This window comes from Seonamhaeicola sp. S2-3 (genome assembly GCF_001971785.1).
In the GTDB taxonomy this organism is placed as follows: domain Bacteria; phylum Bacteroidota; class Bacteroidia; order Flavobacteriales; family Flavobacteriaceae; genus Seonamhaeicola.
Window position 1 is genome coordinate 421,790 of the sequence record NZ_CP019389.1, and the last position, 16,493, is coordinate 438,282.

Sequence of the window (16,493 nt, forward strand, 5' to 3'; positions counted from 1 at the left end):
TTTAAAAAATAGTATTTTTGCTAAAAACCTATATGAATGACTCCGTTTTTCTCTGTAGTAATTCCTTTGTATAATAAAGAAAATTTTATTGAAGACACCGTAAATAGTGTTTTAAATCAGTCTTTTAAAGATTTTGAAGTTATTATTGTAAATGATGGATCTACAGATGAGAGTGTTTTAAAAGCAAACAGATTTAAAGATCAAAGAATTTGTGTTTACAATCAAGAAAATGCTGGTGCCTCTGCAGCTAGAAACAAAGGCATTGCATTAGCTAAAGGCTCTTTAATAGCTTTTCTAGATGCTGATGATTTATGGTTACCCAATCATTTAAAAATTCTTAAAAATCTTTATAACGATTTCCCAAATTGTGGTCTTTATTGTAGTAGGTATAAAACTAAAATTTCTAGAAACAAAATTATTAAAAATGATTTAACTAACTGTGTTGAAGATAATTACAAAGGCATTGTTGCAGATTTTTTTAAAGCCAGTTTAAAAAATAGAATAGCCCATACTTCTGCCCTTGCTATTCCAAAACATATTTTATCTAAATATGGGGTGTTTGATGTTAATATTTCTAGCGGACAAGATTTAGATTTATGGATTAGAATTGCTGCGCATTGCAATGTGGCAATATCAAATGAAATCACCTCTATTTATAGATTTGAAATTCTTGAATCGCTTTCTAAAACAAACATTCTATCAAAAAAACTAATTGATTTTAAAAAATTTGAATCACTAGAAAAAACTAATAAAAGTTTAAAAATATTTCTAGATCATTACCGCTTAGAATACGCTATACATTACAGAGTATTTGGTAGTATTTCAAAATCTGAGGAATTACTTAAAGAAATAACATCTGATATTCATTTAAAATCAAAAATCTTATTAAAACTTCCTCCTAAATTATTACAAACATTACTAAAAGTAAAACACTATTTAAGGAAAAAAGGCATTGATTTTACAATTTATCATTAAAACTTCTTAAGTAATTTTTATAATCATTAAAATCTCTAATATAATCCTCTTCTTTAAACACATCTGATGCTATAACCAAACAAACAGCACCTGAAGAAAAGTTTTTTAATTCTCTCCATATTCCTTTATCTATTAACAACCCTTCAAACGGTTTATTTAAAACTACTGTTTCTTGTGCTTTTGCATTGTTTAAAACAACTTCAAAGCTTCCTGATAAAGCAACCAAAAATTCTTTTTGTTCAATATGTGCATGCCCGCCACGTTCTGCCCCAGCAGGAACATCGTATAAATAATAAACACGCTTAAATTCAAATGGTAAAATTTCTTTTTCTATAACAGATAGGTTCCCTCTGTAGTCTTCAATTTTTTGTATTTGTATTTTTTTACCTATCATCATTATTCAGTAATTTTTAATAATTCTAACCAAGTTTTTTTAATTTCATCGTTTGAAAACCTTATAATACTATTTCTTGCTTCTTTTTTACAGTTTTTTAAAAATTCATCGTCTTCTATCATTTTATTCATTACTCTAGTCAAAGATTCAAAATCTTGGTTTTCAACTAAAACCCCATTAACATTTGGAATGATAATTTCATTAGGTCCTGCAACTACATCAAAACTAACTACCGGTGTTGAACAAGCCAACGATTCTAAAAGCACCATTCCAAAACCTTCATATTTACTACATAAAATTAAAAACTCAGCATTAACCATATAAAGAGCAGGTTTTGAAACAACACCAGTAAAAACAACTTTTTTGGTTAAGTTTAATTTTTTAGAAATTCTTTTACAAGTATCTAGCTGTGAACCGTTACCCACTATAACAAGTTTGATATTTTTATTTGGTAATATTGAATTTGCATATGCCTTTATTAGTTTATCAAACTGTTTTACTGGTTCTATACGGCCTACAGCTACTATATATTTATAACCTAATGCAATGTTTTTTTGTTCTGTAAAACTATTTAAGTCTAAAGAATTATAAATACATGTTACATTAGATAATCCATATTTATTTTTTACTAAATCTTTAATTGCTTTAGAACAACAAACAATTTTATAAGCGTCTTTGTATAAAAACTTTGTTATCCTAACAGAATAAGGCAAGTAAGTTTTTAATTGCGAACTATGAATATTATATATAACTTTTTCTTTTGTATAAATATACTTTGTAATAAGTATTTCTGAAACCACATTTACTCTATAACGCTGATCTATTATAAAATCGAATTCTGTACTTTTTAAATATTTTTTAAAACGAATGTACTTAAGATATTTTTGAAAAAAACGCCCTTTTTGTGATGTGCTATTAAAGCTTTTATAGGAAATATTAGAATCAACACCTTCATTATTATCTAAAAACAGTAATTCTACACTAACCCCATCTATACTATTAAGTAAATTATACAAAGTAGTTATTACCTTTGTTAAGCCTCCTACTTCTAAATTATAAGCAACAATTGCTATTTTTAGTTTTTTCTTTTGCAATGCTTATGGTTTGGTTATTTTAGTAACAAATATAAAACATAGTTTTTACTGATGTCATTAACCCCACAAGTATCTGTTATTTGCACTTGCTACAACCACCAAGATTATGTGTTAGAAGCTTTAAATTCAATAATAAATCAAACTTATAATAACATCCAGATTATAATTACTGATGACTGCAGCACTGATAATTCTGTTACAAAAATTAACCAATGGCTAGAAAAACATAGCAACATTCTTTTTTTAAAAAATCAAAGAAACCTTGGTAACACACAAACATTTAATAATGCTATTAAATATGCCACTGGTGAATACATTGTAGATTTTGCTGCAGATGATATACTTTTAAATAATTGTGTTGAAGAACAAGTTAGAGCTTTTAATGAAAGTAAGTATAAAGACCTAGCTATTGTTTATGGAAATATTGATTTAATAGACGAAAACAATAACTATATTTCTATATATTATGATGAAACCGAAACACCTAATAGTGGAGATATTTATGAAATGGTTATAGGTAGAACTACAAAAATATGTTCTGTGGCTGCCATGATAAAAAAAAGTGTTTTTGATGAAGTTGGTGGTTATGATGAAAGTTTAGCTTATGAGGATTTAGATTTATGGGTGCGAATTTCTAGGAATTATAGCTTTCAATACATCCCATTAGTGCTTGCTCAAAAAAGAGAATTATCAAATTCATTAAGTGCTAATTTTTTAAAGAAGGGTAATCTATCTCATAAATTGCATACATCTACTCTAAAAATTCTTGAAAAAATACTTAAACTCAATTCTTCAAAAAGTGAATACCGCATCATGCTTAAAAGAGTGCACTTTGAAATATTTAAATTTATAAAAGCCAGAGAATTTATGCTTCTCTTTAAACTTTTATACATAGGGTTAAAGGCTTTATTAAAAAGTGTATGATTCTATTTAGAGAGCACCTGTTTTAAACGTTTTATTTTTTAAATATAAGGAAATCTTCAATCCTTGCTCGTTCCCCTTCCCAATCTCTAGAAATATCGTTTTTAATTAATTTAGAAGGTATTCCTCCAATTAAAATATTTGTTCCTAAATCTGTATAGTCTTTATTTAATATACTATTAGAAGCTACCGTACAGTAACTATTAGTTTTTGTTTTTGGCATTATAGAAACTCTATTTCCTATATAATTATAATCACCCAATTCAATAGGATTACACATTGGATATAACTCACCTGTTTTGGTGTTTTTCATTTGGTGAAAATTAGTATCAATCAATTGAGATTCAGAACCTATTCTTACCCACTTACCAATAACTACCTTATATGTACATATAAGTTTTGCTAATGTTGCCATAGATGACATATGTCCAATTTCACAATAAGCATTTTCCTTAATGTATATAAAAAAATCGTTTCCAAATTGAATATGACCTTTTAAAACCAATACACCTGATAAATTAATTTCAGAAATCCCTCTTGATCTAGTAGTCATTTCATATGGCTGCCCAAAACCAATCATACCTATTTTTATTGGTGCATCAATAACAATTTCTCCGCTAAGGCTTGTAAATTTAACGCTTCCATAAAAAAACACGGGAAGTTTTTTTGCAATTTTAAAAGGAAACATTTTAAAATTAAAATACACTGTCTTTATCCAATTTACTTTAATAAAAAACTTAACCTTTCTTTTTATTCCAAGCCCAAACATATCGCCTATTTATTTTTTTTAATCTTTAAAAATTTAAGTAATATTTCCTTTAAATTCATCTGTTTATTAAACTCCTTAATGGTAAATATAACTGAAATTGCAACAATTAAAACCATTACTAAAAACCGAATGTATTTATAATCTATAAGCGTTCCTAAAAACCCTAAAAAACACAACGTAGCGCAAAATAAAAATGTTTTATAAAATGCTTTATTTAAAGTTAAGTTATATAAATAATAGGTTAATATTTTTAAAACAGTAAAGTGTATAACATAATGCAATAATAAACCAATTCCTAGACCTTTAAGCCCCCCATAATTATAAGATAACGCACATATTAAAAATAATAAAGTATTAAAAAACAAACTTGTTTTTATAAAGATTTTTGAATCTCCTTTTGCTATAATTACATAACCAATAGAAAAAGAAACAGCTTTAAATAAAGTTCCTAAAACCCCAAATGTTACTAAACCTAAAATAACTAGAAATTCCTTTGTATATAATATTCTAATGACTAAAAAATCAAAAGTTAAAAACAATAGTATTATAGGAGTTATTATTAAAACAGCAATATTAGCTTGCTTATTTACTACTTCTTTAACTTTAATATTATCTTTATTTATTGCAGAAAGCCTAGGAAAGTAATCTGTTGACATAGCATTAAAAACCATGCCTACATAAGAATTTATAATTACTAAGCCCGCACTATAAAACCCTACCTCTTCAACACCACCTTCATTTCTAATGTAAATCTGAATTAACCATAAAGTTAAAGCCCCTACAATAGAAGTAAAACTCATTGTTAAACCTAATGAAAACATAGCTTTACTTTTTTGGTAAACCTCAAAAAAACTGTGCTTAATTGCCTGTGTTTTATTTGTTTTAGAATACATTAAAAACACCAAATATGTTATTACAAAACTGGCTATTATAGCAGGTACAATGCCCTCTACCTTAAAATAATAATAAATAGGCAGGGAAATTATCAACGCTACAGAGCTACCTAATAAATTTGCCTTTGCAAGTTTTTTTAGCTGATGAGTCCCTTGTAATATAGCCTTTTTCCCATTTGTAAGTTGACTGAATATAATAGCTATTCCTAGCCAAATAAAATGAATAGTGTATGTATCATGCCCAAAAGTCCAAATACTTAGTAGCTTTGAAAAACACACTACTAAAATTGCTCCTAAAATTCCCGTAACCCAAATAACTTTATTTAAAACCGATATAAAGTCTGAAACCTCACTTATTCCCTTCTGAGAATTTAACTCTGATAATTCTTTAACAGCACTAGTATCTAAGCCAACTTTAGTTATATCAACTACTAACCTAATAGTGGTGTTAAATAGCCCTAAAATACCCAAACCATTTGCACCTATTAAAACAGCTACTACTTTAGTTTTTATAACAGACAATAAAATATTATAAACCTGTACTCCACCAAATAACGTTGTGGCTTTTAATATTTGTTTATATGAGTTTTTATTCTCGTTCAAAAAACTATTTAAAATTTGAAATAACTTCAACTATTTTTTCAACTTCTTGAGCCTCTAATAGCTGATTTATTGGTAAACTTAAAACTTCTTGATGTATTTGCTCTGTTATAGGATAGTTTTCTTTATTAAACTCTTTATAAGCGTTTTGTTTGTGAGTTGGTATTGGATAATGTATAAATGTTTCAATGCCGTTTTTAAAAAGGTAATCCTTTAAAGCATCTCTGGTTTTAGATCTAACAACAAATAAATGAAACACGTGCTCTTTTAAATTTTTAAAATACGGCAAAACAATATTTTCTGAATTTATGTTGCTTAAATAGTATTTAGCATTTTCTTGTCTTCTTTTATTGTCGTCATCAAGATAGTTTAACTTAACTCTTAAAAAGGCTGCTTGAATTTCATCTAATCTGCAATTATAGCCTTTATAATCATTTTCATAAGACGTTTTGCGTCCATAGTTTCTTAATTTATAAACAACTTTGGCTAATTCAGTATCATTTGTTGTAATGGCTCCTGCTTCTCCTAAGGCTCCTAGATTTTTTGTAGGATAAAAACTAAAAGCTGCTGCGATTGAAACATTTCCAGCTTTTCTACCGTCTGAATTAACTGCCCCATGAGATTGGGCTGCATCTTCTATTAATAATAGATTATGCTTTTTAGAAATTCTTTCTAATTCTTTTACATTATATAAATAGCCATATAAATGAACTCCTAAAATGGCTTTAGTTTTATGTGAAATAACACTTTCTATCTTTGATGTATCTATGTTATAAGTTTGCAAATTAGGCTCCACTAAAATTGGTTTTAACCCTTTATGAGAAACTGCTAAAATTGTAGCTATATAGGTGTTAGCAGGTACTATAACCTCATCTCCTTCAGTTAACTTTCCTAATATTTTATATGCGTCTAAAATTAAATGTAGTGCATCTAAACCAGAACTAACCCCTATGCAATGTTTTGTTCCACAATAAGTTGCAAATTCTTTTTCAAATAAATCTACTTCAGAACCTAAAACATAGTTACCTGAATTTAAGAATTGTTGAAATTTATCTTGAAATTGGGTTTCAAACCGTTTGTTTATCTTATGTAAATCTAAGAACTTAATCATATCATAACTTGTTTTAGTAATTTATGATTTTTGGTCTCAATTTCATAAAAATCTTGTGCAACAGTTCTGGCTCCTAAGCCTTCTTTCCAATATTGTAACCCAGTATTTATTTGTTTCCCATTATTGGTATTTGATGCTCCTAAATCTAAAAAATATTTATTCTTAAACTTTTCTATTATATTAACAAACATAAAGTCTATACTTCCTAATTTATTATTTTCAGAATTACCAGAAATATATTGGGTTCGCACAGTATTTTCAGTTATAAACAACGTAGTTCCTGCTACTATTTTTTCATTGTAATATACATTATACTGTTTTATATTATCTGGAAATTTAATTTTTAATTGATTTATTTCTTCTAAAGAATGAACAGGACTAGCCTTATGTTTTTCTTTTAAATTTGGAACTAAAATAGTGTTCCAAAAAGCCTCTAAACTATCGTCTTCTTTTATTTCTAAACCATATTTAATTCCTCTCTTGTACCCTTCTAATCTATTGTTTGAAATTTTAATTCTCTGTTTTAAGTTTAACACCGAAAGCGCTTCTCTTTTAATTAATTTTGCTTGTACTAAAAACATTAAATATAGTAACTCATCATTTGGTAATTTACTATATATTGAAGGTAATATTTTAAGTTGAAATTTATCTATACCCTCTGTTTTTAAATAATATAATATTTGGGTAAATATCTTTATTACAACGTTAAACTTTAATGCTGAATTAAATACTAAGCCTCCATAACTTAAGCCCTGATGAGATATAACTGTACTACCTACTTTATTTGCAGGTAAAACAGCATTTAACTTGTTTTCTTTAAAAATCAACAATGAAAAATCTTGAAACCTATCTTGATGATATTCCATGAAATTTCTATTAAATAGGAAAGTACTATTTTTCGCGTTTAGAATAAAGTTATTCCATTCATGGAAATATTCTTTTGAATATTGAACAATTCTAAATTCTTGCATGTAAAAATTTTATGCTATGCTTTTTCTTTAACAGAACCAAAAAGCGATTTACCAAAAATAGATAAAATAATGCCGTAGTAAACTAAATAACTTATAAAGTGTGCAATAACTACTCCTTTAACCCCAAAATGGTTAATAAAATAAACACTACTGCAATACAGCGTAATTATTAAAAATGTTTCTGTTAAAATATAATGCCAAAACATTTTTTTTGCAATGAATTGGTACGCAATAACCATTGAAAGTACTTTAACAAAATCTCCTAATAATTGCCATAAAAATAAATCTTCAACAGGTTTAAACTCTTCTGTAAAAACTATCGAAACAATTAATGGTTTAAGTAAAAATATTATTAATAAGCCAAAGGCTAAAATTGGCATTACTGTTTTGTAAAATCCAAAAACTTCTTTTCTAAAATCTTTAGTATTATTTATTTCTGTAAATCTGGGTAGAATATACAATGCCATTAATGATGTAATGAACATTAAATAATATTTAGATATTCTGGTCATTGCTTCCCAAAAACCAGCATCTTTATAGCCAACATTTTCAATAATATAATTTCTAATAGCAATAGCTACAAGCGGGAGTAAAACTGCCGAAAAAAGTGCCATCATAGAATACGGTCTTAGTTTCTTTAAAAAGCTAAAACTAAATTTATTAACACTTATTAAAGGCACTAAACTTCTTCGGTTTATAATACCAACCAAGGTTATTAAGAATATTAAGGATTCTGCTATGGCTACAGATATTAAAGCGCCTTTTAATGCCTCTTGATAAATTAATAATAGAGCTACTGATACGCTTAAAATCTGCCCAATAATATTTATTATAATTAAAATTTTATACTTAGAAAACCCATTCATTATAGAAAAGGTAAACATGTTTAAAGCATAAAAAGGAAGTACTATAGCAAAAACCTTAATGGCTAGTGCGTAGTTGTTGTATTCAGGAAATATAATACTTGTAATTAATTCTGCATTGAAATAACAAATTACAGACACTAATACAGTTGCAATAAAACCAGTATAAAATACCGTAGAAATGGTTTTACTTAACTCTGCAACATCATCTTTAAACTTGGCTATATATTTTACAACACCTTTATAAAACCCTAGTATTGATATAGTTTGAAATGAACTTACAAAGTTTTGGAAATTTCCAATCAATGCCATCCCTTCTGCTCCTATAAAAACAGCAATAGCTTTAGATGTTAACAAACCTGCAATAACTCTTGTTATTACAGATGCTGTTTGTAGAGAAGCTATTTTAACTAGTACAAACTTATTTATATAGTCTATTAATTTTTTCAATTAATACAAATTTCCTATTATAATAATATACACTCAACTTAGTTCTCTCATTTAAAAACTTTGTCTATCTAATTCATTTTGAACAAAATCAAATATACAAAATCAATATACTTTTAAATTATTATAATAGATAAAGTGTACTAGATTACCTTTATTTTGTTTTTTTCACTAGGTAAAATAAGTTAATAATAAGAATTGCTGAATTAGTTATTATTATAGGTTTTGAAATTGGACTAAGCATAAATCCATAAATAACAAAGAACAAACACCCTAATAAATTTACCATTCTAAGCTTAATAACAGATTTCATTAAGAATGATAAAAGCACTGTAGCCATAGCTAAATACCCAACCCACTCAACAATTGAAACCCCTAAAAATTCCATTAGATAGACTTATTTCGTTTACGTTCAACTTCTTTTAAAAATATTTTTCTTAATCGTAAGTGGTTTGGTGTTACCTCTACGTATTCATCTTTTTGAATGTATTCTAAGGCTTCTTCTAATGAAAACTTAACAGCAGGAACAATTTTTGCTTTATCATCGGCTCCAGCAGAACGCACATTACTTAATTTTTTAGTTTTAGTAACATTTACCGTCATATCATCTCCTCTAGAGTTTTCTCCAATAACCTGTCCTTCATAAATATCTTCACCTGGGTCTATAAAAAACTTACCTCTTTCTTGTAACTTGTCTATTGAATAAGGAATTGCTGTTCCGTTTTCCATAGAAACTAAACTACCATTTTGACGTTCTGGAATACCTCCTTTTAGAGGTTGATACTCTTTAAATCTATGCGCCATTATAGCTTCTCCTGCAGTAGCCGTTAATAACTGATTACGCAACCCTATAATTCCACGTGAAGGAATAACAAATTCGCACACCATTCTATCGCCTTTGGCCTCCATACTCAACATTTCTCCTTTTCGCATAGTTACCATTTCTATGGCTTTACCTGATACTTCTTCGGGTAAATCAATGGTCATTTCTTCAACAGGTTCGCACTTTACACCGTCTATTTCTTTAATAATAACCTGTGGCTGACCAATCTGTAATTCATACCCTTCACGACGCATGGTTTCTATTAAAACAGATAAGTGTAATACCCCTCTACCAAATACCATAAACTTATCGGCACTATCAGTTTCTTCAACTCGTAAAGCTAAATTCTTTTCTAGCTCTTTAGTTAAGCGTTCTTTAATATGGCGCGATGTTACATACTTTCCATCTTTTCCAAAGAAAGGAGAATCATTAATTGTGAACAACATACTCATGGTAGGCTCATCTATGGCTATAGTTTTTAAACCTTCAGGGTTTTCCCAATCGGCAACAGTATCACCAATTTCAAATCCTTCAAGACCAACAATAGCACAAATATCTCCAGCTTGCACCGCTTCTACTTTCTTTCTTCCTAAACCTTCAAAAGTGTGTAATTCCTTAATTTTAGATTTTACAATACTGCCATCTCTTTTTACTAAAGAAATGTTTTGACCAACTTTTAACTCGCCTCTGGTTAATCTACCAATAGCAATTCTACCTGTAAATGATGAAAAATCTAATGATGTGATAAGCATTTGTGTTGTGCCTTCTTCAATTTTAGGTGAAGGAATATGCTTTATAACCATTTCTAATAAAGGCTCAATATTATCAGTTGGTTTTTGCCAATCTTCACTCATCCAATTGTTTTTGGCAGAACCATACACGGTTGGAAAATCTAGCTGCCATTCTTCTGCTCCTAATTCAAACATTAAATCGAACACCTTCTCATGAACTTCATCTGGCGTACAATTTTCCTTGTCCACTTTATTAACAACTACACAAGGTTTTAATCCTAAATCAATAGCTTTTTGTAACACAAAACGGGTTTGTGGCATGGGGCCTTCAAAAGCATCAACTAATAATAAAACACCGTCTGCCATATTTAATACACGTTCTACTTCTCCTCCAAAATCGGCGTGACCAGGTGTATCAATTATATTAATTTTTGTATCCTTATAGGTTACTGAAACGTTTTTTGAAGTAATGGTAATACCACGCTCGCGTTCTAAATCGTTATTATCAAGAATTAAATCGCCTGTGTTTTCATTTTCTCGAAACAGTTGACAGTGGTACATAATCTTATCAACCAAAGTAGTTTTACCGTGGTCTACGTGTGCAATAATAGCAATGTTTTTTATTGTATTCATACTGAGCCTCCTTAAATTAAGCGTGCAAAGGTAGCGTTTATTTTCTCATTTAGTTAATTAAATGTTATAATTTAAAATGCTGAATACTTTTCTTAAAGTATTTAAGTTAAGTTTATTATATTTAAACCACCAATTTTACTCTCAATTTCTAAAATTTATTTTTATGACCCTAATTAACAAATACGTAAAGTACGTACCCTATCTGTATTTTATATCTATTACAATTTATTGGTTCACTAAAATTAACAAAACCGAAGGTTTAACAGCTTTCCCCATTTTATTATTTGGCATTCCTTTTTTATGGCAAATTATTAAGCCCAATAATAAATTAAACTTTATACTAGGCATTACATTTGTTTGTATTTCTTCATATTTAATTTTAGTGTATCTATCTGATGTTTTTAGCTTTGTATTTGATAACCATAATACGCTGAGTGCAATAATTTATACTGGCTTATTTGTTTTAGCCAATTTTTTTATGGCTACTTGGATTATAAGAAATAGTTTAAAAACCGCTTTTTAAATTGATTATCTTTGTTGCTTAATTTTTTAAGCAAATGAATCTTTTAGATATCCCAAAGATTAAACATACTAATTCTAACAACTTCTTTTTATTAGCTGGCCCATGTGCTATTGAAGGAGAAGACATGGCTTTAAGAATTGCCGAAAAAGTAGTAACTATTACCAATAAATTACAAATTCCTTATGTTTTTAAAGGTAGCTTTAAAAAAGCAAACCGAAGCAGAATTGATAGTTTTACTGGTATTGGCGATGAAAAAGCTTTAAAAATTCTTAAAAAAGTTTCAAATACTTTTGATGTACCTACGGTAACTGATATTCATGAAGTTAGTGATGCTACTTTAGCTGCTCAATATGTTGATGTTTTACAAATCCCTGCATTTTTAGTGCGTCAAACCGATTTGGTAGTTGCTGCTGCTAAAACTGGTAAAGTAGTGAATTTAAAAAAAGGACAATTTATGAGTCCGGAAGCCATGAAACACGCCGTACAAAAAGTAAAAGACTCTGGTAGTGATAAAGCGTGGATAACTGATAGAGGTACCATGTTTGGTTACCAGGACATGATTGTAGATTTTAGAGGTATTCCTACCATGCGCCAATATGCTCCAACAATTTTAGACGTTACCCATTCTTTACAACAACCAAACCAAAGTGCTGGTGTTACTGGCGGAAGACCAGAAATGATTGAAACTATTGCAAGAGCGGGTATTGTTAATAATGTTGATGGTTTATTTATTGAAACTCATTTTAATCCTGCTAACGCCAAAAGTGATGGTGCTAACATGTTACACTTAGATAATTTGGAAAAACTATTAACTAACTTGGTAGCTATAAGAAAAACTATTATTAATTTGTAGTACTATTTTGGAACATTTTTTGCTGTATTAAAATTGTATTAGGAACAAATTTGAAAGTTTAATACCTTTGCCCTCTGCGTTAAGGATTGAGGTATTTGTTGGAGCTCCTTGAAAAGAGCGACTACCGAAAGCCTGACCCGATAGGGTAACGCCAAAAAAACATTTAAATCTTACTATGTATTAATGGGGTCGACTGGTTTTGACAGCAAGATTAATTAAACGGTAAGCACGTGGTGTAATGATTTTGAAACACCTAAAAGGCTAAATCAAACTTTAAACGGCGAAAATAATTACGCTTTAGCTGCTTAATCTGAATTACAGTAGGATTAGCCTCGGCACACAAGGTGTGCAAGCTAAATGTCTCCAGAAAGCCTTGGTTAATGGCGTTCTTTTTAGAGGCATCGTAAATATTAACCAAGATTAGGTAGAGCTTCGATACCTTTTCGAGATTTAGAAGCTAAGTAATAAGTAGGTAGTTTTTAGCCGGCTTATTATCGAAAATTAAGTAAAAACTAAACGTGTAGAAAGCCCTTTGGTTACTTGTTTGGACGAGAGTTCGATTCTCTCCGACTCCACTTGAGAGGACAATTTTGAAAATCTTTGAAAATTGTCCTCTTTTTTTATTTCCTAAATCATTTACACATAATAATTAGCTATTAATCAAAATTCTAAAGGGTTTTAATAATGCCATCTCACAAAAGCCTCCATAGCAGCGTAATGCGCTAAACCTAATTGGTGGTATATATTGGCTGTTTCACTGTTGCGGTCTTCGGCGCGTTGCCAAAACTCTCTACTATCGGTTCCTTGAAACACAACACCATCCTTTTGCGATTGGTGCTTGAATATGGCCTGACGTTTTTCCAATACTTGGTCTGGACCCATTGGTACTAGCAAATCTTAATACTTCATTATCTGCTACTGGCATACTACCCAAAGTCTGATTTCTTTTTATTTTTTTACAATAAAGCTTCTCGCAAAACACTCACAGGGTGTTTTGATTGTTTGCTGGTTCCATCTTTAATTTGGTGCCTGCAACTGGTACCTGCAGCCACAATAACAACCTCCTCATTGGTGTTTCTTATTTTGGGAAACAAAGTATCTTCGCCTACTTTCATACTCATTTCGTAATGTTCTCTTTCATAACCAAAAGAACCTGCCATACCGCAGCACCCCGAATTAATGATGGTTGCTTTATAATTTTCGGGTATGGTAAGCATCTTGAAGGTTGATTTTATATTGCTCAATGATTTCTGCTGGCAATGCCCATGGATTTTTAAGGTTTTAGAGCGGTTTGTAAAACGTTGGGGAGTTATATGGTTTTTATCAAACTCCCGTTTTATAAACTCTTCTATGGTAAATGTGTGTTTTGCAATGGTATTGGCCGCCTCTTTATTATCTGCCAACCTAGGATATTCGTCCCTAAACGTTAAAATAGCTGATGGTTCTATACCTACCAACGGGCTTTCTTCTGAAATTTTGCCTTTAAAAAAGCCTATGTTAAAATCTGCTACTTTTTTAGCTTTATCCAGGATTCCCTTTGACATAAAGCCCCTTCCACTTTCTTCGTGCTGCGTTACATTGACCTTATACCCTAAATCTGTTAAAAGTTCTATACAATCAATACCTATATTCACATCGTAGTAATTGGTAAACTCATCTACAAACAGAAACATTTCCCCTTGAGATTTAGGTTTAGAAGACAACCTGTTTTTATTTTTTTCGTACCAATTAAAAAATGTTTTATTAGCTAATCTAGGGATGCTTCTTTCTGTGGCTACTCCCAGGATCTTTTTAGCCATTTTAGTACTTAACGCCCAATTAGAAAGAGAAGGCATCATACTTCCCAACTTGTTTAGCTTAACGTTATTGGCAAAAATTCTTGTTCTAAAAGGAATACCGTTTTCTTTGTAATATTGGTACAAGAATTCTGCTTTTAGGGTTGCAACATCGACATTACTAGGACATTCACTAGCACAAGCTTTACAACTTAAACACAAATCGAAAACATCATATAATTCTTTATGATTGAATTTATTTTTCTTTTCTGAATTTGTCAAGAACTCCCTTAAAGCATTAGCTCTTGCCCTTGTTGTGTCTTTTTCGTTTAGCGTTGCCCTATAGCTAGGGCACATAGTACCTCCGGCACTGGGAAGCTTTCTGCAATCACCAGAACCGTTACATTTTTCGGTAGCCCTAAGAATTCCCAAACTATCTGAAAAATCCTGGAACGTTTCAATGGCAGGTTCTTTTCTATCCACTTCATACCTAAGACTTTTATCCATAGGGAAGGCATTTACAATTTTCCATTGGTTAAAAATATTGTTGGGATCGAATGTTTTTTTAATTCGTTTGATAAGCGCATAGTTTTTTTCGCCGATCATTAACGGAATAAACTCGGCCCTAACAATACCATCTCCGTGCTCTCCACTAAAGGAGCCTCCGTATTTTTTTACAAGTTCTGCTGTTTTAGTGGTAATTTCCCTAAACAACGCAACATCTTGTTGTTTTTTTAAATTTAGGATTGGCCTTAGGTGCAGTTCGCCCGCCCCGGCATGAGCATAGTACACTGCTTCTTGGCCAAAATCTTCCATCATTTTGGAAAATTCGGCAATATAATCTGGTAAATCCTTTACATCGACCGCTGTATCTTCAATACAGGCAACCGCTTTCTTATCGCCCACTATGTTTCCCAACAAGCCTAGACCAGCTCTTCTTAGTTCGGCTGCTTGGTTTATTTGATTTCCTATTAGCTTAGGATAAGCATAGCCCAGTTTATTAGTTTCTAAATCTAAGATCAACCGGTTGGCCAATACTTCGGCTTCTTCTTCGCTATCTGAACAAATTTCAAGCATTAATATAGCCTTGGGGTCGCCTTCGACAAAAAACCTGTTTTTTAGTTGTTCCCTATTGTTTTTGGTACAATCTAAAATAGTTTTGTCCATTAACTCACAGGTGTACAAATTATGTTGCATGGCCACAACCACCGCTTTCATACTTTCTTCTATGCTATTAAAATGGGCTGCCACCAGGATATTTTTTTGTGGGGGCAACTCATCCAATTGCAAGGTAATTTCGGTTGTAAAAGCCAGTGTACCTTCACTACCTGTTAAAAGCTTTGCTAAATTTATAGTTCTTCTAGAACCTCCAAATTCTTTAAACTTCAATAACTCATCAATAGGATAGCCATTGTTCCTGCGGTGTATATTCTTTTTTGGAAATTCCTTTTTTATTTCCTGCTGGGTGTCTTTGTCCGACAGTTCTTTAAAGACCGTGCTGTAAATTTTATTTTCCAAAAACCCTCCTTTTCTTTTTTTATGGAAATCGTCTGCAGACAATTCTTTAAAAACAGCTTCCGAACCATCACTTAAAATCGTTTTCAGCTCTATAACCTTATCTCGGGTAACCCCGTATTTAATCGATGTTGTTCCCGAAGAATTGTTACCTACCATACCTCCTATTGTACACCTGTTACTTGTAGAGGTGTTGGGTGCAAAAAAAAGGCCATAAGGTTTTAAATAATTATTTAATTCGTCCCGGATTACCCCCGGTTGAACCGTAACCGTTTTATGTTTTTCATTAAAATTTAAAATGCTTCTAAAGTGTTTTGAAATATCGACCACCAAGCCATCACCTACACATTGTCCTGCCAAAGAAGTACCTGCTGCTCTAGGAATAAGGGTCATATTATTCTTTGAAGCAAAGTGAATTATTTTTTTTAAATCTTGACTGTGTTTAGGATAGGCTACCCCCAAAGGTATTTTTCTATAAACAGAAGCATCGGTTGCATAAATGCTTTTGTGCAAATGGTCTTGAAAAACTTCCCCCTCTAAAACATGGACCAGTTCGCTCAAAGACTGTTTTATAGTGCTTTTCATTGATTACAACGGTTAAT

At 30.6% G+C, this 16,493-nt stretch carries 13 protein-coding genes, 1 other RNA gene and 1 pseudogene; 5 read left to right on the forward strand and 10 right to left on the reverse strand.

The window, feature by feature from the left end; all coding sequences use genetic code 11:
* Positions 1-36: 36 nt before the first annotated feature.
* Positions 37-975 (forward strand): glycosyltransferase family 2 protein, encoded by a 939-nt coding sequence (locus tag BWZ22_RS02075; RefSeq protein WP_076697688.1) that lies wholly within the window; start codon positions 37-39, stop codon positions 973-975.
* Here the strand turns inward: BWZ22_RS02075 and BWZ22_RS02080 are convergent.
* Both BWZ22_RS02080 and BWZ22_RS02085 read right to left on the reverse strand, forming a co-directional pair.
* On the reverse strand, positions 959-1,372 hold the full coding sequence (locus BWZ22_RS02080) for an FdtA/QdtA family cupin domain-containing protein (RefSeq protein WP_371326812.1): 414 nt from the start codon (positions 1,370-1,372) through the stop codon (positions 959-961). The two genes, BWZ22_RS02075 and BWZ22_RS02080, sit on opposite strands and share 17 nt — an antisense overlap.
* Positions 1,372-2,463 (reverse strand): glycosyltransferase, encoded by a 1,092-nt coding sequence (locus BWZ22_RS02085; RefSeq protein WP_076697691.1) that lies wholly within the window; start codon positions 2,461-2,463, stop codon positions 1,372-1,374. The genes BWZ22_RS02080 and BWZ22_RS02085 overlap by 1 nt, the downstream gene beginning before the upstream one ends.
* A 51-nt stretch (positions 2,464-2,514) precedes the next feature.
* On the opposite strand from BWZ22_RS02085, the gene BWZ22_RS02090 reads away from it, so the two are divergent.
* Positions 2,515-3,387, forward strand: coding sequence for a glycosyltransferase (locus tag BWZ22_RS02090; protein ID WP_076697692.1), 873 nt, complete (start codon positions 2,515-2,517; stop codon positions 3,385-3,387).
* Positions 3,388-3,418: 31 nt separating this feature from the next.
* Here the strand turns inward: BWZ22_RS02090 and BWZ22_RS02095 are convergent, their stop codons facing one another.
* The 6 genes from BWZ22_RS02095 to typA form a co-directional block, all read right to left on the reverse strand.
* Positions 3,419-4,072 carry a transferase gene (locus tag BWZ22_RS02095; protein ID WP_076702230.1) on the reverse strand — a complete coding sequence of 218 codons (654 nt, stop codon included), beginning with the start codon at positions 4,070-4,072 and terminating at the stop codon, positions 3,419-3,421.
* Between the two features lie 86 nt (positions 4,073-4,158).
* Positions 4,159-5,649, reverse strand: a complete 1,491-nt coding sequence (locus tag BWZ22_RS02100) for an oligosaccharide flippase family protein (RefSeq protein ID WP_198027640.1) — start codon at positions 5,647-5,649, stop codon at positions 4,159-4,161.
* Between the two features lie 4 nt (positions 5,650-5,653).
* Positions 5,654-6,757, reverse strand: coding sequence for a DegT/DnrJ/EryC1/StrS aminotransferase family protein (locus BWZ22_RS02105; protein WP_076697694.1), 1,104 nt, complete (start codon positions 6,755-6,757; stop codon positions 5,654-5,656).
* The gene (locus tag BWZ22_RS02110; protein ID WP_076697695.1) at positions 6,754-7,728 is read right to left on the reverse strand and encodes a GNAT family N-acetyltransferase; all 975 of its coding nucleotides are present in this window, start codon (positions 7,726-7,728) and stop codon (positions 6,754-6,756) included. The genes BWZ22_RS02105 and BWZ22_RS02110 overlap by 4 nt, the downstream gene beginning before the upstream one ends.
* 14 nt (positions 7,729-7,742) lie before the next feature.
* The gene (locus BWZ22_RS02115) at positions 7,743-9,041 is read right to left on the reverse strand and encodes an O-antigen translocase (protein ID WP_076697696.1); all 1,299 of its coding nucleotides are present in this window, start codon (positions 9,039-9,041) and stop codon (positions 7,743-7,745) included.
* Between the two features lie 384 nt (positions 9,042-9,425).
* Complete coding sequence (gene typA, locus BWZ22_RS02125) at positions 9,426-11,225, reverse strand: translational GTPase TypA (RefSeq protein WP_076697698.1); 1,800 nt, start codon at positions 11,223-11,225, stop codon at positions 9,426-9,428.
* A 163-nt stretch (positions 11,226-11,388) separates the two neighbouring features.
* Between typA and BWZ22_RS02130 the strand changes: the two genes are divergently transcribed.
* The 3 genes from BWZ22_RS02130 to ssrA all read left to right on the forward strand — a co-directional run bounded on the left by BWZ22_RS02130 (position 11,389) and on the right by ssrA (position 13,179).
* Positions 11,389-11,748, forward strand: a complete 360-nt coding sequence (locus BWZ22_RS02130) for a hypothetical protein (protein WP_076697699.1) — start codon at positions 11,389-11,391, stop codon at positions 11,746-11,748.
* 34 nt (positions 11,749-11,782) lie between these two features.
* The gene (kdsA, locus tag BWZ22_RS02135) at positions 11,783-12,601 is read left to right on the forward strand and encodes a 3-deoxy-8-phosphooctulonate synthase (RefSeq protein WP_076697700.1); all 819 of its coding nucleotides are present in this window, start codon (positions 11,783-11,785) and stop codon (positions 12,599-12,601) included.
* A gap of 185 nt (positions 12,602-12,786) precedes the next feature.
* Positions 12,787-13,179: a transfer-messenger RNA gene (gene ssrA / locus BWZ22_RS02140) on the forward strand.
* Positions 13,180-13,279: 100 nt separating this feature from the next.
* On the opposite strand, the pseudogene BWZ22_RS02145 reads toward ssrA, so the two are convergent.
* Together BWZ22_RS02145 and BWZ22_RS02150 are read right to left on the reverse strand one after the other, a co-directional pair.
* A pseudogene (locus tag BWZ22_RS02145) lies at positions 13,280-13,498 on the reverse strand (glucosamine-6-phosphate deaminase); the annotation flags it as partial.
* Between the two features lie 59 nt (positions 13,499-13,557).
* A complete protein-coding gene (locus BWZ22_RS02150) occupies positions 13,558-16,476 on the reverse strand; it encodes an FAD-binding and (Fe-S)-binding domain-containing protein (RefSeq protein WP_076697701.1) in 2,919 nt (972 codons plus the stop codon).
* Positions 16,477-16,493 lie beyond the last annotated feature (17 nt).